Origin of the sequence: Modestobacter sp. VKM Ac-2978 (assembly GCF_026968025.1) — a bacterium.
Classification (GTDB): Bacteria; Actinomycetota; Actinomycetes; order Mycobacteriales; family Geodermatophilaceae; genus Modestobacter.
The window spans coordinates 183,066-202,060 of the sequence record NZ_JAPVBP010000010.1; the positions used below are offsets into that span (position 1 = coordinate 183,066).

Below are 18,995 nucleotides of genomic sequence, written 5' to 3' on the forward strand. Positions count from 1 at the left end.
CCGCCGCACTCAGCTGGTGCGGTGCGGGTCCTCGCCGGTGGCGGCGCGGGCGCGCTGCTCGTCCTCGGTCAGCGCGGCGGGCCGGCCGGGCTCACCGGTGTCGGTGCCGGCCGGGTCGATCGCGGCACCCTCGGTGTCGGGCACCTCGCCGCGGGTCTTGACCAGGCTGGCCACGGTGGCGACCAGCAGGACCACCAGGATGACCGTCAGGGACAGCCAGGTCGGGATCGCCGGGATGCTCTCCAGCGGCTCACGCTCGCCGGCGAAGGGGTACTGGTTCTCGTGCAGCGCCTCGAGGATCAGCTTGACGCCGATGAAGGCCAGGATGACGGCCAGCCCCAGGGACAGGTAGACCAGGCGCTTGAGCAGGCCGCCGAGCAGGAAGTACAGCTGGCGCAGGCCCATCAGCGCGAAGATGTTCGCGGTGAAGACGATGAACGGCTCGCGGGTCAGCCCGAAGATCGCCGGGATGCTGTCCAGCGCGAACAGCAGGTCGGTCGTCCCCAGTGCCAGGAACACCACGATCATCGGCGTCCACAGCTTCTTGCCGTCCTGGACGACGCGGATCTTGCTCTCGTGGAAGTCCTGGGTCATCGGCAGGATCTTGCGCATCCGCCGGATGAGGCCGTTCTCCTCGTAGTCCTCGTCCTCCTCGCGGTGCCGGACCAGGTTGATCGCGGTGTAGACGAGGAACGCACCGAAGAGGAAGAAGACCCAGATGAACCGCTCGATGACGGCAGCGCCGGCGAGGATGAAGAGGCCGCGCAGCACCAGCGCGATGATGATCCCGACCATCAGGACCTCTTGCTGGAGCTTCCGGGGCACCCGGAAGCGGGCCATGATGATCACGAAGACGAACAGGTTGTCGACCGAGAGCGAGTACTCGGTCAACCAGCCGGCGTAGAACTCGGTCGCGAACTGCCCGTTGGTCACCGCCAGGACGATCCCGCCGAAGGCCAGCGCCAGGGCCACGTAGAAGACGACCCACGCCGTCGCCTCCTTGACGGAGGGCTCGTGCGGACGACGGACGACGAGGGCGAGGTCGGCGAGCAGCAGGACGGTGAGCCCCACGAACGTCGAGATCTCGAACCAGACGGGGAGCTCCACGTTCCGGCACTCTACGGGTTCGTTGCCCCGTGCATCGGTTGACGACCCGTGTCCCCGACCGCTGTGGCGCGGGGCCAGGAGCGACGTTCGTCACCCCTGACCCCGCGACGCTCAGTCGGTGCGCGACTCCGGCCGGCTCACCGGCACCTCGCGCGGGTCGGCCGGCGCTTCGGCCGTGTCGGCGTCCGGGTCGCCCGGTGCGTCGATGTGCCGCCCGGTGCTGTCGGCCGCCGGGTCGCCGGCGCCACGCTGCTCGCGCCGCTGGGCGTCCTTCTTGTTCTTCCGCAGGCTCGCCCAGGTGGTCACCAGCAGGGTCACCAGGATGACCAGCAGCGACAGCCAGGTCGGGATCTCCGGGACCAGGGTGACGTGCTCGCCGCCGTTGATGAACGGCAGCGTGTTCTCGTGCAGCGCGTGGATCAGCAGTTTGATGCCGATGAACCCGAGGATGATCGCCAGGCCGTAGGCGAGGTACACCAGCCGGTCGAGCAGGCCGTCGATGAGGAAGAACAGCTGGCGGAGCCCGAGCAGCGCGAACGCGTTCGCGCTGAAGACCAGGTAGGTCTCCTGGGTGAGACCGAAGATCGCCGGGATGGAGTCGACGGCGAAGAGGATGTCGGCGCTGCCGATAGCGATCAGCGCGATCATCAGGGGGGTGATGAACCGCTTGCCGTTGATCTTCGTGGTCAGGCGGTCGGAGTGGTACTCCTCGGTCGTCGGGAGCACCTTGCGGGTCAGCCGCAGGACCGAGTTCTCCTTGAACTCCTCGTCGTCGTCGTGGCCGCCACTGCGGGCCTGGGCGATCGCGGTCCAGATCAGGAAGCCGCCGAAGATGTAGAAGACCCAGCTGAAGTTCTCGATCGCCGCGGCCCCGAGGAAGATGAAGATCGTCCGCAGCACGAGCGCGAAGGCGATCCCGAACAGCAGGACCTTCTGCTGCAGCTCCCGAGGCACGGCGAAGCTGGCCATGATCAGCACGAAGACGAACAGGTTGTCGACCGAGAGGCTCTTCTCGGTCACCCACCCGGCGAAGTACTCACCGGCGTAGGTACCGCCCCAGAACACCAGCACCACCAGGCCGAACAGCACGGCGATGGCGACGTAGATCGCCGACCACTTGCCTGATTCCTTCAGGGTCGGCGCGTGCGGTGTCCGCACGTGGCCGTAGAAGTCGAAGACGAGCATCCCGATGATCGCAGCCACCGTGATGCCCCACACCCACAGGGGGACGTCCATGCACTTCCTCCGGTCGTCTGGCTCATGTCAGCACCGGAGGTCTCTCCCACCGACCCGCCAGGCAGGTCGGCCGGCAGCGCCGGGGACCGTGGGATCCCGTGTTGACGACACTGCCGCGGGCGGGATACTCCCCTCCACGTGGGGCCTGCCCGGTCCGGCGCGGCAACGCACCGACCCCGGCGGTCCAGGTCCCAGGGTCCCCTACGAACGACCGCCCCGCAGAGTTCCCGCGGACCGCGAGGACCTGTGCCCGCGGACGGCGAGGACCTGCGAACCGGCTCAGGCGTGCGCGGCGTCGAACTGCCGCAGCTCCCTCTTCAGCTCGGTCAGCTCGTCGCGCAGCCGGGCCGCCACCTCGAACTGCAGCTCGCGGGCCGCCGCCAGCATCTGCTCGTTCATCGAGGTGATCATGTCGGCGAGCTCGTTGCGCGGCAGACCCTGGACGTCGATCGACCCGGCCTTCGCCCGACTCTTCGACGACAGCCCGGGCACCGGCGACTTGCCGCGTGACTGCTGACGCCCCGAGCCGCCCAGCAGCTCGGTCGTGGCCCCGCCGGTGACCTCCTCGGTGTCCTCGGCGGCCTTGTAGATGCCGTCGAGGATGTCGACGATCTTCTTGCGCAGCGGTTGCGGGTCGACACCGTGCTCGGTGTTGTAAGCGATCTGCTTCTCCCGCCGCCGGTTGGTCTCCTCGATCGCCTGGGCCATCGACGGGGTGATCTTGTCGGCGTACATGTGCACCTGGCCGGAGACGTTGCGCGCCGCCCGGCCGATGGTCTGGATCAGCGAGGTGCCCGAGCGGAGGAAGCCCTCCTTGTCCGCGTCGAGGATCGCCACCAGCGACACCTCGGGCAGGTCGAGCCCCTCGCGCAGCAGGTTGATGCCGACCAGCACGTCGTACTCACCCTGGCGCAGCTCCCGCAACAGCTCGACGCGACGCAGGGTGTCGACCTCCGAGTGCAGGTAGCGCACCTTGATGCCGAGCTCGAGCAGGTAGTCGGTGAGGTCCTCGGACATCTTCTTGGTCAGCGTGGTGACCAGGACCCGCTCGTCCTTCTCCGTGCGCAGCCGGATCTCGTGGACCAGGTCGTCGATCTGGCCCTTGGTCGGCTTGACCACGACCTCCGGGTCGATCAGCCCGGTCGGGCGGATCACCTGCTCCACGACGTCACCCTGGACCCGGCCGAGTTCGTAGTGACCCGGGGTCGCCGACAGGTAGACGGTCTGGTGGATGCGGTCGGTGAACTCCTCCCAGCGCAGCGGGCGGTTGTCCATCGCCGAGGGCAACCGGAAGCCGTGCTCGACCAGCGTGCGCTTGCGGCTCATGTCGCCCTCGTACATGCCGCCGATCTGCGGCACCGTGACGTGCGACTCGTCGATGACGAGCAGGAAGTCGTCGGGGAAGTAGTCGATCAGGCAGGCGCCGGCGCTGCCGGGTGACCGGCCGTCGATGTGCCGGGAGTAGTTCTCGATGCCCGAGCAGAACCCGACCTGGCGCATCATCTCGATGTCGTAGGTGGTGCGCATGCGCAACCGCTGCGCCTCCAGCAACTTGCCCTGCTTGTCCAGCTCGGCGAGCCGCTGCTCCAACTCCGCCTCGATGCCACCGATCGCCCGTTCCATGCGCTCGGGCCCGGCGACGTAGTGGGTGGCGGGGAAGACGAAGAGCTCGTCGACCTCGCGGATGACCTCGCCGGTGAGCGGGTGCAGGTAGTACAGCCGCTCGATCTCGTCGCCGAACATCTCGATCCGGCAGGCGAGCTCCTCGTAGACCGGGAAGATCTCGATCGTGTCGCCGCGGACCCGGAACGTGCCCCGGGTGAAGGCCAGGTCGTTGCGGGTGTACTGCTCGGTGACCAGGGTGCGCAGCAGCTCCTCCTGGGAGCGCTGCTCCCCCACCTTCACCTTGAGTGCGCGCTCCACGTACTCCTGCGGCGTGCCCAGGCCGTAGATGCAGGAGACGGTCGAGACGACGATGACGTCGCGCCGGGTGAGCAGGCTGTTGGTCGCCGAGTGCCGCAACCGCTCGACCTCCTCGTTGACCGAGGAGTCCTTCTCGATGTAGGTGTCGGTCTGCGGGACGTAGGCCTCGGGCTGGTAGTAGTCGTAGTAGGAGACGAAGTACTCGACCGCGGCGTCGGGCATCAGCTCCTTGAACTCGTTGGCCAACTGCGCGGCCAGCGTCTTGTTCGGGGCCATCACCAGGGTGGGGCGCTGCACCTGCTCGATCAGCCAGGCTGTGGTGGCCGACTTCCCGGTGCCGGTGGCGCCGAGCAGGACGGTGTCCTGGTCACCGGCATTGACCCGCTCCGCGAGGGCCTTGATCGCCGTGGGCTGGTCGCCGGAGGGCTCGAACTCGCTGACGACACGGAACCGCCCCTGGGTGGGCCGAATGTCGGTGGATGCGCGCACGCCGACGACGGTACGACGGGCCTGTGACAGAAGTGGCCGGAGCGTCCCCCGGGCCGGTGACCCCGTCCGGATGGGCCGCACGGGACACGTGGGACGGGAGATCGACCGGCCGTCGCCGTGGGGAGTTGTCGACACGCCCGCGGACCCCTACCGTCAGCGCCCGCAGGAGCGAGCAGCACCGGTCGCCGCCAGTGCCACCCGGGTCACCGGGCGAGGTCGGCGGTGCCCGGGCTGCCGCTCCCGGCCCGGCCCGGTGCAGGCACTGCCGCAGCCGGGTGCCGACGCCCTCCCCGGTCCGCCGCGGAGGGCGTCGCCGTCCCCGCGACACGGCCGGCGTCGTCGTCCGCGCGGCGGAGCCGTGCCGCCGGCGGGTCGGCACTGCGCGGGCGAGCGGACCGGGCTTGGCAGACTCCCTCCGACGACCGCCCGCGCTCGTCCTCCGGACGTCGCCCGTGTCTCATCGCCACAGGTGTGCGGAGGCCGCTCAGCGGGCATCCGACGACGAACCCCTCGGTTCAGCCGTGACGACCCGCGCCCCTGCCCCGAGCCCAGGGGCGATCAGCTCAGGAGGACGACCTTTCATGACCACCCAGGTGTGGCCCGGTTCCGCGTATCCCCTCGGGGCGACCTATGACGGCACCGGCACCAACTTCGCGATCTACAGCGAGGTGGCCGAGAAGATCGAGCTGTGCCTGTTCGACGAGGCGGGCAACGAGGAGCGCATCCGCCTCCCCGAGATGGACGCCTACGTCTGGCACGCCTTCCTCCCCGGCATCCAGGCCGGACAGCGGTACGGCTACCGCGTCTACGGCCCGCACGACCCCGCCCAGGGCCACCGCTGCAACCCCCACAAGCTGCTGCTCGACCCCTACGCCAAGGCGATCGACGGCCAGGTCGACTGGGACGAGTCGGTGTTCGGCTACCACTTCGCCACCGGTGAGAAGAACGACGACGACTCGGCGGCGCACATGCCCAAGTCCGTCGTGGTGAGCCCGTTCTTCGACTGGGGCATGGACCGCCCGCCGCGGACCCCCTACAACAAGACGGTCATCTACGAGGCGCACGTCAAGGGCCTGACGATGACCCACCCGCGCATCCCCGAGGACCTGCGCGGCACCTACGCCGGCGTCGCCCACCCGGCGATCATCGAGCACCTGCTGGAGCTCGGGATCACCGCGATCGAACTGATGCCGGTGCACCAGTTCGTGCAGGACGACACGCTGCAGCAGAAGGGCCTGCGCAACTACTGGGGCTACAACACGATCGGCTTCTTCGCCCCGCACAACGAGTACGCCCAGTACACCGACGGCCAGCAGGTGCAGGAGTTCAAGGGCATGGTCCGGGCCATGCACGAGGCGGGCATCGAAGTCATCCTCGACGTCGTCTACAACCACACCGCCGAGGGCAACCACATGGGCCCGACGCTGTCGTTCAAGGGCATCGACAACTCGGCGTACTACCGCCTGGTCGAGGACGACAAGCAGTACTACATGGACACCACGGGCACCGGGAACTCGCTCAACGTCCGCACCCCGCAGTCGCTCCAGCTCATCATGGACTCGCTGCGGTACTGGGTGACCGAGATGCACGTCGACGGCTTCCGCTTCGACCTGGCCTCCACCCTGGCCCGCCAGTTCCACGAGGTCGACCGGCTGTCGGCCTTCTTCGACCTCGTCCACCAGGACCCGATCGTCAGCCAGGTGAAGCTGATCGCCGAGCCCTGGGACATCGGCGACGGCGGTTACCAGGTCGGCAACTTCCCGGCGCTGTGGACGGAGTGGAACGGCAAGTACCGCGACACCGTCCGCGACTTCTGGCGGGGTGAGAACGCCACGATCGGCGAGTTCGCCAGCCGGATCACCGGCTCCGCCGACCTCTACCAGCACTCCGGCCGGCGTCCGGTGGCCAGCATCAACTTCGTCACCGCGCACGACGGGTTCACCATCAACGACCTGGTCTCGTACAACGAGAAGCACAACGAGGCCAACGGCGAGGACAACAACGACGGCGAGAGCCACAACCGCAGCTGGAACTTCGGCGTCGAGGGCAAGACCGACGACCCCGAGATCCTGGCGTTGCGGGCCCAGCAGCGGCGCAACTTCATCACCACGCTGATGCTCTCCCAGGGCGTGCCGATGCTGCTGCACGGCGACGAGCTCGGCCGCACCCAGGGCGGCAACAACAACGGCTACTGCCAGGACTCCCCGATCACCTGGATCGACTGGGAGAACATCGACGAGGGCCTGCTGGAGTTCACCAAGCTGGTCACCAAGCTGCGCACCGACCACCCGACGTTCCGTCGTCGGCGGTTCTTCCACGGCCGCCCGGTGCGCCGCGCCGAGGGCGACCCGGTCCAGGACGTCGCCTGGTTCACCCACGCCGGTGAGCTGATGAGCGAAGAGGACTGGGACGCCCACTACGCCAAGTCGATCGGCGTCTACCTCAACGGCCACGGGATCCGCTCCACCGACGAGCGGGGCGAGCCGGTCGTCGACGACTGCTTCTACCTGGTGTTCAACGCCTGGCACGAGGACATCGAGTTCACCCTGCCCAGCAGCGAGTACGCCGAGGGCTGGACCGTGGTGGTGGACACCGCGGAGATGAGCGAGGTCGAACCGGTCGTGGTGAAGGCCGGGGACACGTTGACCGTCGCCGCCCGCGCCACCGTCGTCCTGCAGTCCGCCTCGTGAGCCAGCCGGCCGGGGGCCAGCCGTCCGAGAGCCGTCGCCGGGAGGTGCCCGCGGGCACCTACCGGCTGCAGGTGACCGCCGACTTCACCCTCGACGACGCAGCGACCGTGGCCGGCTACCTGGCCGACCTCGGTGTGACCCACGCGTACTCCTCCCCGCTGCTGCGCTCGGCGGCGGGGAGCACGCACGGGTACGACACGGTCGACCACGCGCACATCGACGAGCCGCGCGGCGGGCGGGCCGGGCTCGACCGGTTCGTGACCGCGTTGCACGAGCACGGGCTCGGCCTGGTGCTGGACCTGGTGCCCAACCACATGGGCGTCAGCGACCCGGCCGAGTCCCGCTGGTGGTGGGACCTGCTCCAGCACGGGCGGGAGTCGGCCCACGCCGACGCCTTCGACGTCGACTGGGACTTCGGCGGGGGCAGGATCCGGATCCCGGTGCTGGGCAGCGCGGACGACGTCTCCCAGCTGGAGGTCGTGGAGACCGACGACGGTCCCGAGCTGCGCTACTACGACAACCGCTTCCCGATCGCCCCCGGCACCGAGGCGGGCACGCCGCAGGAGGTGCACGACCGGCAGCACTACGAGCTGGTCGACTGGCGGCGCGCGGACGACCAGCTGAACTACCGGCGGTTCTTCGCGATCAACACCCTCGCCGGGCTGCGGGTCGAGGACCGGGACGTCTTCCGGGCCACGCACGCACTCGTCGTCCAGCTGGTGGAGAACGGCTCGGTCGACGCGCTCCGGATCGACCACCCCGACGGGCTCGCCGACCCGAAGGGCTACCTGGACCTGCTCGCCGAGGCGACCGGTGATCGGTGGACCGTGGTGGAGAAGATCCTCGAGCCCGGCGAGGAGCTCCCCGAGAGCTGGAAGACGGCCGGGACGACGGGGTACGACGCGCTCGCCGAGGTCGATGACGTGCTGATCGACCCGGCCGGCGAGGCCGCGATCACCGCACTGGACACCGAGCTGGCCGGCGGCCGGGTCGACTACGCCCAGCTCGTGCACGACTGCAAGCGCGAGGTCACCGACGGCATGCTCGGGTCGGAGGTGGCCCGCCTGCACCGGATCGTCGGTGAGCTGCCCGGTGTGCCCGCCGAGCAGGTGACCGAGGGGCTGGCCGAGCTGCTGGCCGGCTTCCCGGTCTACCGCAGCTACCTGCCCGACGGCCGCGAGCACCTGGACGCCACGGTGGCCGCGGTGAAGCTCCGCCGTCCCGACCTCACCGCCGCCGTCGACGCGCTGCACCCGCTGCTGGGGTCGGCCGGCACCGAGCTGGCCACCCGGTTCGAGCAGACCTCGGGTCCGGTGATGGCCAAGGGCGTGGAGGACAGCGCCTACTACCGGTGGTCGCGCTTCGTCGCGCTCAACGAGGTGGGCGGCGACCCGGCCCGGTTCGGGACGACGGTCGAGCAGTTCCACGCGGCGCAGCAGCACCGCCAGGAGGTCAAGCCGGCCTCGATGACGACGCTGTCCACGCACGACACCAAGCGCAGCGAGGACGTCCGGGCCCGGCTGGCCGTGCTGGCCGAGGTCCCGTCCGAGTGGGCTGGCCTGGTCCGCGGCTGGCTGGACCGGCACCCGCTGGCCGACCGCCCGCTGGCCCACCTGGTGTGGCAGAACCTCGTCGGCGCGTGGCCGCTGTCCCGGGAGCGGGCGCACGCCTACGTGGAGAAGGCGGCCCGGGAGGCGGGCACCTCGACCACCTGGACCAACCCGGTGCAGGAGTTCGAGAGCCAGTTGCACGCCCTGGTGGACGCGGCGTTCGACGACGCCACCACGCACGCGGAGATCGAGCGGTTCGTGCAGCGGATCGCGCCCTTCGGCTGGTCGAACTCGCTGTCGCAGAAGCTGCTGCAGCTGACCATCCCCGGTGTCCCGGACGTGTACCAGGGCACCGAGCTGTGGGACTTCTCGCTGGTCGACCCGGACAACCGGCGTCCGGTCGACTACGAGCTGCGCCGGGAGCTGCTGGCCCGGCTGGACGGTGGCTGGGTGCCGCCGGTCGACGAGACCGGTGCGGCCAAGCTGCTGGTGGTCTCCCGCACGCTGCGGCACCGGCGCGACGCCCCGGAGGCGTGGTCGGGGTACACCCCGGTGCCGGCCCGCGGTCCGGCGGCCGACTCCGTCGTCGCGTTCGACCGCGGCGGCGTCGTCACCGTGGCGACCCGGCGGCCGGTCCACCTGGCCGAGACCGGGTGGGGCGACACCGCGGTCGGCTCACGGACCGGGGCGTGGCGGGACCTGCTCACCGGCAACCGGCTGGTCTCCGACTCGGGCGGCATCCGGCTGAGCGAGATGTGCGCGCAGCTGCCGGTCGCCCTGCTCGTCCGCGACTGAGCCGATCCGATCCCCGCCACCATAGCCTGGTGGCGGGGACCGGACCGTCAGAACCGGATCGCGTCGATCACCTTCACCCGGACCGCGATCAGCGCGGGCACCAGACCGGCCAGCGCGCCGACCGCCGTCGCCGCGACCAGCCCCTCGACCGCCGCCGAGACCGGGAACCCGGGCGCGTCGACCAGGGGGACGCCGCCGGCCAGCCACCGCTCCAGCGGCAGGTTCCGGACGATCGCCACCGACAGGGCGACGGCAGCCAGCCCCGCCAGCGCGGTGGCCACGACGCTCTCCAGCACGACCGCGGAGAAGACCCGGGCCGAGGTCGCCCCGAAGCTGCGCCGGACGCCGATCTCCCGGATCCGCTGGCGCACGGTGACCAGCCCGATGTTCAGCACGCCGAGCCCACCGAGGGCCAGCACCACGAGCCCGGCGGCACGCACCGCGAGCCGGAGCTTGGCGATGGTGTCCTCCAGGTTCTCCGGGTCCTGCCGGTAGGCCTGCACCTCCGCCCCGGGCAGCAGTCGCGCCAGGTCGGTCTGCACCGCCGCCACCACCGCGTCGGCCTGCTCGGAGGGCACCCAGAGTTCCAACGTGGGCGGGGACCCGAACCCCGGGCCGCCGGCCGCGGTCGCGGCGTCGCCGGCCGAGGAGTCGATCCGGTAGGTGCTCGGCCAGCCCTCGTTCCAGGCGACCACCCCGACGATCGTGGCCAGCACCGGCTGGGAGCCGCCGATGACCACGGTCGGGCGGGTGCTGAGGTCGGTCACGCCGAGCAGCGTCAGGAAGTCCTGGTTGACGACCAGCGCGGGCGACATGCTCTGCCGGTCACCGGCGCGGAACCAGCGGCCCTCGACCGGCTGGATGCGGTGCAGCGGCCCGTAGGACGGCGAGACGCGCCGGGTCTCCACGGACTGGGTGCCCCCGGGGAACCGGTACAGCCCACTCTCCTGGGCGAGGGTGGCGATCGCCTGCTCGGGGAGTCCGTACCGGGCGACCAGCGCCTCGACCCCGGCGTCCCACTCCTGCCGGGGCACGTTCCCGGTCATCGGGTCGTACGCCGAGACCCCGATGGTCGCCGTCCGGCCGCCGCTGGCCTCGGCCTGCTCCTGCTGCACCTGGGCGGCGATCTGGCCCAGCGCGGTCACCGTGGTCATCGCCAGCACGGCCAGGAAGACCCCGACCAGGGACAGCAGGACCCGGGCCTTGTGCACCCGGACCTCTCCCCACGCCTCGCTGAAGGTGCCGAGCAGCCCGGTCATGCGTCGGTCCGGTCGCTGGTCGCGGCGGCGAGGGCGTCCCCGGTCGCCACCGGGGTGAGCCGTCCGGCGTCCAGCCGGAAGCGGCGCCCGGCCAGCGCGGCCACCGAGAGGTCGTGGGTGATCGTCACCAGGGCGGCGCCGTTCTCGGCGGTCACCTCGGCCAGCAGCGCCATCACGGCGGCACCGGTCTCGACGTCCAGCGCGCCGGTCGGCTCGTCGGCGAGCACCACCCGCGGCCCACGGACCAGTGCCCGGGCGATCGCCACCCTCTGCTGCTCACCGCCGGAGAGCTTCTCCGGAACCGAGAGCGCGCGGGCGCTCAGCCCCACCCGGTCGAGCATGGCCCGAGCCGCCCGGTTGCGGGTGAGGAAGTCCCGGCCGCGGGCGTAGAGCAGCGGGGCGGCGACGTTCTCCTCCGCGGTGCGCCGCGGCAGCAGGTTGAACTGCTGGAAGACGAAGCCGAAGGTCTCCCCCCGCAACCGGGACCGCCGCCGTCCGCCGAGGGAGTCGGTCGGCTGCCCGTCGAGCAGGTAGCTGCCGGCGGTCGGGCTGTCCAGCAGCCCCAGCACGTTGAGCAGGGTCGACTTCCCCGATCCGGACCGGCCCACGATCGACACGTGCTCGCCGGCCGCGACGCTCAGGTCGACGCCGGCCAGCACCGGCAGCAGGCTCCCGTCGGGGAGCCGCACGTCCCGGCCGATCCCGGAGAGCTCCAGCAGGCTCACCCGTACGGCCCGCCCATGCCGTAGGGGTCGGCGGCCGCGTCGTCGGGCACCGGCACGAACTCCAGCACCGACTCGCCCTCGGTCAGGCCGCCGGTGACCTCCACCTGCTGACCGTCGGTGAGCCCCAGGGTGACCGGCCGTTCCTCGGGGGTGCCGTCGGCACCGGGCACCCACACCATGCCGTTCTGCACCGAGCCCTGCACCGCGGTCACCGGCACCACCAGCGCGTCGGCGACCTCACCGGCCTGGATGGCGACGGTCGCCGCCATCCCGGCGAAGACGGTCACCCCGGCCGGGACGGCACACCGGGCGGTCGTGGTCGCGGCGATCGGCATGCCGGTCATCGGGTCCACGCCGGCGTCGGCCTGGTCGCCCTCTCCCGGCGGGGCACCGAGGGTGAGCCCGGTGCAGGTGAACGGCGCCGGACCGCCGGTGACGGTGACCTCGGCCGTGCTCGGCGGGCTCAGCAGGCGGAACTGGTCGGCCTGGGAGAGCGACGCGGTCACCGAGAGGGTGCCCGGGGAGATGGTGCCGACGGCGTCCCCGACGGCGACGACCTGGTCCTTGAGGACGTCGAGGGTGGCCAGCCGGCCGGCCGCCGGGGCGGTGACGGTCACCACCTTGACCAGGGGGTCCCGCGGCGTCGAGGTCGGGTTGCCCTCGGCGTCCGTCCCGACGACCGGGTCGCGCTCCTCCTCGTACCGGACGTCGAGCAGCTTGTCGCCGGCCGCCACCGTCGCCCCGGCGCTGACGTGCAGCCGGCTCACCGTCCCGGCGGCGGTGGCCTTGACCGGCACGGCGGGGTCGGCGGCGATGGCGCCCTGCACGGAGACGGTGTTGGTCACCGTGCCGCGGGCGACGGGGATCGACGGTGACCCCAGGTCCACGCCGGGGGCGCTGGTGGCGCCGGCGGGCCCGGTGTCGCCGCTGCCGCGGAAGGCGAGGACGACCAGCGCCACCGCGATCACCGCCCAGATCAGGATTCTCAGCACGGGCAGGACCCAGGTCCGGACCACCGTCATGTCGGCTCTCTTCGTCGCGCGGAACGGAAGCGTCGCCGAACGTAGCGGTGCAGCGACCCCGCTGTGGTCATCCCGGCGACGGAAACGCCGCGCTGACCAGGTCGTCCTGCAGGTGGACGACGTCCGACGCGAGACGTGGGCGCCGGCGACGGTTGACCGCCGGGCGCCCGGGCATGATCGACCTGCCCGTTCCCCGCACCGCCCTGGAGGCCCCCGCATGTCCGAGCCCGTCGACTTCGCCGTCTGGGCGCCGCTCCCGGAGCGGGTCCGCCTGCAGGTCGACGGCGAGGTGCACGACATGCAGCGCGACGACGCCGGCTGGTGGCGCGCCACGGTCGCCGCCTCCCCCGAGGCCGACTACGGGTACCTGCTCGACGACAACCCGACGCCGCGACCCGACCCGCGCTCCCGGCGTCAGCCCGACGGCGTGCACGGGCTCTCCCGCCGCTACGACCCGTCCGCGTACCGCTGGGGTGACACTGCGTGGACCGGGCGCCCGCTCGCCGGCGGGGTGGTCTACGAGCTGCACATCGGCACCTTCACCCGCGAGGGCACCTTCGACGCGGCGGCTCGGAACCTGGACCACCTGGTCGACCTGGGCATCGACTTCGTCGAGCTGCTGCCGGTGAACGGCTTCAACGGCACGCACAACTGGGGCTACGACGGCGTCGCCTGGTACGCGGTGCAGGAGACCTACGGCGGCCCGGCGGGCTACCAGCGCTTCGTCGACGCCTGCCACCAGCGAGGGCTGGGCGTCATCCAGGACGTCGTCTACAACCACCTGGGCCCGTCGGGCAACTACCTCCCGGAGTTCTTCCCGGTCTTCGCCGAGGGCGCGAACACCTGGGGCAACTCGGTCAACCTCTCCGGCCCGGACTCCGACGAGGTGCGGCGCTACATCCTGGACAACGCCCTGATGTGGCTGCGCGACATGCACGCCGACGGCCTGCGGCTGGACGCGGTGCACGCGCTGGTCGACGAGCGGGCCACGCACGTGCTCGAGGAGATGGCCGGTGAGGTCGCCAAGCTCTCGGTCGCCGAGGGCCGCCCCCTGACGCTGATCGCGGAGAGCGACCTCAACGACCCGCGGATGGTCACGCCCCGGGTGGCCGGCGGCACCGGCCTGGACGCGCAGTGGAGCGACGACTTCCACCACTCGCTGCACACCCAGCTGACCGGCGAGGGGCAGGGCTACTACGCCGACTTCGAGGCGGCCGGGCTCGGCGGGCTGGCGAAGGTGCTCACCGGCGCCTTCTTCCACGCCGGCGACTGGTCCAGCTTCCGCAGGCGGCACCACGGCCGGCCCGTCGACACCGCGGCCCTGCCGGGCTGGAAGTTCCTGGCCTATCTGCAGGACCACGACCAGATCGGCAACCGGGCGGTCGGTGACCGGATCTCCGCCTCGCTCTCCCCCAGCCTGCTCGGCGTCGGTGCCACCCTGGTGCTGACCAGCCCGTTCACCCCGATGCTCTTCATGGGCGAGGAGTGGGGCGCCTCCACCCCGTGGCAGTTCTTCACCAGCCACCCGGAGCCCGAGCTGGGGCGGGCCACGGCCGAGGGTCGGATCGGCGAGTTCGCCGAGCACGGCTGGGACGCCGCCGTGGTGCCCGACCCGCAGGACCCGGAGACCTTCACCCGCTCGAAGCTGGACTGGTCGGAGCTGGCTCAGGAGCCGCACATGCACGTGCTCGCGGTGCACAAGGCGCTGCTCGCGCTGCGCCGCCGGCACCCGGAGCTGGTCGACCCCGACCTGTCCGCGGTGCAGGTGCACTGGGACGACGCCGACCGGTGGCTGGTCGTGCACCGCGGCTCCCTGCGGGTGGTGGCCAACCTGTCCGACCAGCCGCGGGAGATCGACCTGGACACCCCGGCCACCCAGGTGCTGTTCGCCAGCGGGGAGCTGCCCGAGCTGGACGGGGCACAGGTGACGGTGCCGGCGGAGAGCGCCGTCGTCCTCGCCACCCACTGAGCGTGGACCGGCTCCCCCGGGACCCAGCCGAGCTGGCCGACGCCTACCGGGTGCCGACCGGTCGGCACGTGCGGGTCAACTTCGTCGCCTCGCTGGACGGCGCCATCAGCGTCGACGGCCGCAGCGGCGGGCTGGGCTCGGACGGCGACCGGCGGGTGTTCCGCACGCTGCGCGCGCTCTCCGATGCGGTGCTGGTGGGCGCTGGGACGGCGGCGGCCGAGGGCTACCGGCCGGTGCTCCCCGACTCCCCCGTCGGCCGGCTGCGCGCCCAGCTCGGCCGCCCGTCGGTGGCTCCGGTCGTGATCGTGTCCCGGCGGGCCTCGCTGGCCCCCGGCGACCAGCTGGTCACCGATGCGGTGACGCCGACCCTCCTGGTCACCTGCGCCGCGGCCGATGCCGACCGGCGGACGGCGCTCGCGTCGGCCGGCGTCGAGGTGCTGGTCTGCGGCGAGGACGACGTCGACCTGCCGACCGCGCTGGACGCCCTGGCCGGACGGGGCCTGGAACAGGTGCTGTGCGAGGGCGGTCCGGCGCTGTTCGCCGCCGCCCTGGCCGCGGGAGTGGTCGACGAGCTGGACCTGTCGATCGCCCCGCTGCTGGTCGGCGGCGGTCCCGGCCTGTTGCCGTCGGCTCTCCCGGCGCCGCCCCGGGCCGAGCTCGTGCAGGCGCTCACCGAGGACGACGTCCTCTTCACCCGCTACTCCCTGCGCTGAGACACCGGCCTCCGGAGTCCGGGTGGTCCCGGTCGGTGAGTGGGCCAGGATGACGCCGTGGCGGAGACCGGGACGGCGCTCAGCATGCAGGAACTCCGTGCGGTGACCAGGTACGCCGCGGAGAGCGCACAGGAGGTGCTCGAGGTCTTCGAGCGCGCTCGACCGGCAGATCGCAGGCCGCGCGAAGCCCTCGACGCCGCGTGGACGTTCGCCCATGGCGGCGAGCGCGGGAAGCGTCTGCGGGACACCGGCTGGGCCGCCCACAGAGCTGCCCGCGACGCCGGTACCGGAGCCGCCGTCGACGCGGCACGGGCAGCGATGCATGCAGCGTCAGCCGCGTACCTGCACCCGCTGGCCGACGCCCACCAGGTCAAGCACGTCCTCGGGGCCGCGGCACACGCGGCGAGGGTGGCCGAGCTCATCGCGGGCGACGACCACGAGGTGGGTGCCCACCAGCTCGAGCGAGCGCGCCACCGCGCGACGCCCGTCATCGTGGAGGTGCTCAGCCGCTACCCCGCGGCCCCTCCTGGTGGGGGCCGCGTCGGGGAACTGCTCCGCGAGCTGGACGCCGCCCTCCGCCGACCTTGAGAGCCCTGCGGGTGCCCGCCGCCGGCGGCCGATCGCCATGTCGACCGGCGTCCGGAACTGTCAGACCCCGTACGTATGTTCGAGTGCGTGACGACGACGGCGATGCCACCGGGGTTCTGGGGTGTGGCGGTCGACGTCTGCTTCACCGGCGAGTGGCACCGCGACCAGGGGGCGGTGTCGCCCGATGAGCGGCTGGCGGCCCGGTTGCGGTCGGTGCAGCGCCAGCGGGCGATGGACGCCGCGGAGGAGGCCGAGCTGATCCTGGCCCTGGCCGGCCATCGTCCTGCCGCGCTGGACCCGGACGGCCCCGGTGCCCGCCGGCCGGGCTGGGCCAGTGAGACCGGTGGCGCGGAGATCAGCGAGTTCTTCCTCGCCGAGCTGTCCACCGTCCTCAACCTGGGCCGTGGGACGGCGGCGGTCCGGTTGCGGCGGGCGTTGACCTGGTCGGAGAAGCTGCCCGCCACCTTCGCCGCCCTGGCCGCCGGGCAGCTGGACGAGCGGCGGGCGCAGGTGCTCGCCGACGTCCTGGAACACACCCCGGCGGTGATCGCCGGGAAGGTCGAGGCCGCGCTGCTGGGTGAGGCGACCGAGCTGTCGGTGGCGCGGCTGGAGAAGCGGGCCACCGAGGAACTGCTCCGCCTCGATGCCGCCGCAGCCGACGAACGCCGGGAAGCCGCCGCGAAGAACGCCGACGTGCGGGTGTATCCCTCCCCCACCGACGGCCGGTCGACGCTGTCCGCGGACCTGCCCACCGATGAGGCCGTGGAGTGCCACGACCTGGTCGACCAGTTGGCCCGGATGCTCAAGGCCGACGGTGATCAGCGCCCGATCGGCGCCCTCCGCGCCCACGTGCTGTCCACACTGATCCGCCGCCCATCCGACTCCGGGCTGCCCGCCGTGGCCGCCAACGTCACCATCACCGCCGACCTGCACGCCCTCGCCGGGGCGAGCAGCACCCCGGGTGAGGTGAACGGGCTGCCGATCACCGCCGCCCACCTGCGCGAACTGCTCGCCCGCGTCGGCGCCCTCGGCCTCACCACCCCCGACGGCGGCAGCCTCACCTACGCCCTCACCGGCCCCGACGGGGAACTGCTGGCCACGATCACCCCCGCCGAACTGGCCCGCCTGTCCCGCCGCGGCTGCCCGCACCACCCCGACCGTGGCAGCGACCGCGACGCCAGCGACAGCAGCAGCGGCGACGGCAACAGCCAGCCGTGCGGCTGCCCGGTGCTCGGCCCGCCACCGGCCACCACCGCCTACACCCCCACCGACCGCCAGCGGTCGTTCGTGACCACCCGCGACCGGCGCTGCCGGTTCCCCAACTGCGGCCAACGCGTCGGCTGGACCGACCTCGACCACGTCACCGCCCACGCCTGCGGCGGCCCCACCGACTGCACCAACCTCTGCTGCCTGTGCCGCTCCCACCACCGGCTCAAGACCTTCGCCCCCGGCTGGCAGTACCGCCTCGACAGCAACGGCACCCTGCACGTCACCACCCCCTCCGGCGTCACCCGCATCACCCGACCACCCGGCCAGCGCCCACCCGACTCCCGACCACCGGACACCCGGACCCGAGAGTTCGGACCACCACCGGGAGCACGACCACCGGTCGACGACCCACCGCCCTTCTGATCAGTGGACGAGGCCGGGCCGCGCAGCCGACCTGCGCGGCCCGGTCATGCCGTCGACGCCTGCCGCCGGCTCACGCGCCCTGCCGGCTCACGCGCCCTGCCTGGCCAGCCCTCGCGCCATCGCGGGCCCGCTCCCCCGCGGTCCCTGGCCGACAGCGCGGACCGGCTGCCTCGGCGTCGTCCCGACTGCTTGACTGGCCGGCATGGACCTGCCCGTGAACCCCCCGGTCAAGCCGATGCTCGCCAAGCCGGTGGCCACGCTGCCCACCGGCGACGGCTGGTTCTACGAGCCGAAGTGGGACGGGTTCCGGTGCATCGTCTTCCGGGACGGCGACGAGGTCGAGCTGGGCAGCCGCAACGAGCGCCCGCTGACCCGCTACTTCCCCGACGTCGTCGAGGCGGTGAAGGCCCAGTTGCCCGAGCGCTGCGTGGTCGACGGGGAGATCGTCGTCCCGCGCGGGGACCGGCTGGACTTCGAGTCGCTGCTGCAGCGGATCCACCCGGCCGCCTCGCGGGTGACCCGGCTGGCCGAGGAGACCCCGGCGTCCTTCGTCGCCTTCGACCTGCTCGCCCTGGGGGACGACTCGCTCATGGACTCCCCGTACGCCGACCGGCAGGCCCGGCTGCGCGAGGCGCTGGCCGGCGCGCAGGCGCCGGTGTACGTCAGCACGGTGACCTCCGACGCGGAGGTGGGGCAGCGCTGGTTCGCCGAGTTCGAGGGCGCGGGCCTGGACGGCGTCATCGCCAAGCGGGGCGACCAGCCCTACTCCCCCGACCAGCGGGTGATGACCAAGGTCAAGCACGTCCGGGCGGCGGACTGCGTCGTGGCCGGGTTCCGCTGGCACAAGAGCGGGCCGGTGGTCGGCTCGCTGCTGCTGGGCCTCTACGACGACGCCGGCACGCTGCAGCACATCGGCGTCGCGGCGTCGTTCACCATGAAGCGCCGGGCCGAGCTCGTCGACGAGCTCGCCCCCTACCGGGCCGAGGCGCTGGACGGACATCCGTGGCAGGACTGGGCCAACGCCCAGACGGGTGAGGACGGCGAGCACCGGATGCCGGGGGCGACCAGCCGCTGGAACGCCGGCAAGGACCTCTCCTGGGTGCCGCTGCGGCCGGAGCTGGTGGTGGAGATCAAGTACGACCAGCTGGAGGGCAGCCGGCTGCGGCACACCGGCCACTTCCTGCGCTGGCGGACCGACCGGGACGCCCGGTCGTGCACCTACGAGCAGCTGGAGGTCCCGGTCCGTTACGACCTCGCCGAGGTCCTGGGCGGCTGAGCACCGGGTGGGTGGACACCG

Annotated in this window: 13 protein-coding genes; 7 read left to right on the top strand and 6 right to left on the bottom strand. The window is 72.0% G+C overall.

What is annotated here, in order from left to right:
* Window positions 1-9: 9 nt before the first annotated feature.
* From O2W53_RS21755 to uvrB, 3 genes are all read right to left on the bottom strand, one after another.
* Window positions 10-1,107, bottom strand: a complete 1,098-nt coding sequence (locus tag O2W53_RS21755; protein ID WP_269165157.1) for a TerC family protein — start codon at window positions 1,105-1,107, stop codon at window positions 10-12.
* A 111-nt stretch (window positions 1,108-1,218) separates the two neighbouring features.
* A complete protein-coding gene (locus O2W53_RS21760; RefSeq protein WP_269165158.1) occupies window positions 1,219-2,343 on the bottom strand; it encodes a TerC family protein in 1,125 nt (374 codons plus the stop codon).
* 279 nt (window positions 2,344-2,622) lie between these two features.
* The gene (gene uvrB / locus O2W53_RS21765; RefSeq protein ID WP_269165159.1) at window positions 2,623-4,755 is read right to left on the bottom strand and encodes an excinuclease ABC subunit UvrB; all 2,133 of its coding nucleotides are present in this window, start codon (window positions 4,753-4,755) and stop codon (window positions 2,623-2,625) included.
* Between the two features lie 581 nt (window positions 4,756-5,336).
* Here uvrB and glgX point away from each other — a divergent pair.
* On the top strand, window positions 5,337-7,445 hold the full coding sequence (glgX, locus tag O2W53_RS21770) for a glycogen debranching protein GlgX (protein WP_269165160.1): 2,109 nt from the start codon (window positions 5,337-5,339) through the stop codon (window positions 7,443-7,445).
* A complete protein-coding gene (gene treY, locus O2W53_RS21775) occupies window positions 7,442-9,790 on the top strand; it encodes a malto-oligosyltrehalose synthase (protein WP_269165161.1) in 2,349 nt (782 codons plus the stop codon). The genes glgX and treY overlap by 4 nt, the downstream gene beginning before the upstream one ends.
* 47 nt (window positions 9,791-9,837) lie before the next feature.
* On the opposite strand, the gene O2W53_RS21780 is transcribed toward treY, so the two are convergent.
* The 3 genes from O2W53_RS21780 to O2W53_RS21790 are packed head-to-tail and all read right to left on the bottom strand — an operon-like array spanning window position 9,838 to window position 12,796.
* The gene (locus tag O2W53_RS21780; protein WP_269165162.1) at window positions 9,838-11,049 is read right to left on the bottom strand and encodes an ABC transporter permease; all 1,212 of its coding nucleotides are present in this window, start codon (window positions 11,047-11,049) and stop codon (window positions 9,838-9,840) included.
* A complete protein-coding gene (locus O2W53_RS21785; protein ID WP_269165163.1) occupies window positions 11,046-11,774 on the bottom strand; it encodes an ABC transporter ATP-binding protein in 729 nt (242 codons plus the stop codon). The genes O2W53_RS21780 and O2W53_RS21785 overlap by 4 nt, the downstream gene beginning before the upstream one ends.
* A complete protein-coding gene (locus tag O2W53_RS21790) occupies window positions 11,771-12,796 on the bottom strand; it encodes an efflux RND transporter periplasmic adaptor subunit (protein WP_269165164.1) in 1,026 nt (341 codons plus the stop codon). The genes O2W53_RS21785 and O2W53_RS21790 overlap by 4 nt, the downstream gene beginning before the upstream one ends.
* Before the next feature lie 217 nt (window positions 12,797-13,013).
* Here O2W53_RS21790 and treZ point away from each other — a divergent pair, with 217 nt between their 5' ends.
* The 5 genes from treZ (at window position 13,014) to O2W53_RS21815 (ending at window position 18,974) form a co-directional block, all read left to right on the top strand.
* On the top strand, window positions 13,014-14,765 hold the full coding sequence (gene treZ / locus O2W53_RS21795; protein ID WP_269165165.1) for a malto-oligosyltrehalose trehalohydrolase: 1,752 nt from the start codon (window positions 13,014-13,016) through the stop codon (window positions 14,763-14,765).
* A 2-nt stretch (window positions 14,766-14,767) separates the two neighbouring features.
* On the top strand, window positions 14,768-15,478 hold the full coding sequence (locus O2W53_RS21800; RefSeq protein WP_269165166.1) for a dihydrofolate reductase family protein: 711 nt from the start codon (window positions 14,768-14,770) through the stop codon (window positions 15,476-15,478).
* A 57-nt stretch (window positions 15,479-15,535) separates the two neighbouring features.
* Window positions 15,536-16,066, top strand: coding sequence for a putative immunity protein (locus tag O2W53_RS21805; protein ID WP_269165167.1), 531 nt, complete (start codon window positions 15,536-15,538; stop codon window positions 16,064-16,066).
* An 87-nt stretch (window positions 16,067-16,153) separates the two neighbouring features.
* A complete protein-coding gene (locus O2W53_RS21810) occupies window positions 16,154-17,698 on the top strand; it encodes a DUF222 domain-containing protein (protein WP_269165168.1) in 1,545 nt (514 codons plus the stop codon).
* A 202-nt stretch (window positions 17,699-17,900) separates the two neighbouring features.
* On the top strand, window positions 17,901-18,974 hold the full coding sequence (locus O2W53_RS21815) for an ATP-dependent DNA ligase (RefSeq protein ID WP_269165169.1): 1,074 nt from the start codon (window positions 17,901-17,903) through the stop codon (window positions 18,972-18,974).
* Window positions 18,975-18,995: the final 21 nt, after the last annotated feature.

Excerpts from the sequence above, each read along its gene's own strand:
- O2W53_RS21760 (WP_269165158.1), bottom strand. The coding sequence starts at position 2,343 with ATGGACGTCCCCCTGTGGGTGTGGGGCATCACGGTGGCTGCGATCATC.
- glgX (WP_269165160.1), top strand. The coding sequence starts at position 5,337 with ATGACCACCCAGGTGTGGCCCGGTTCCGCGTATCCCCTCGGGGCGACC.
- O2W53_RS21780 (WP_269165162.1), bottom strand. The coding sequence starts at position 11,049 with ATGACCGGGCTGCTCGGCACCTTCAGCGAGGCGTGGGGAGAGGTCCGG.
- O2W53_RS21790 (WP_269165164.1), bottom strand. The coding sequence starts at position 12,796 with ATGACGGTGGTCCGGACCTGGGTCCTGCCCGTGCTGAGAATCCTGATC.
- treZ (WP_269165165.1), top strand. The coding sequence starts at position 13,014 with ATGTCCGAGCCCGTCGACTTCGCCGTCTGGGCGCCGCTCCCGGAGCGG.
- O2W53_RS21815 (WP_269165169.1), top strand. The coding sequence starts at position 17,901 with ATGGACCTGCCCGTGAACCCCCCGGTCAAGCCGATGCTCGCCAAGCCG.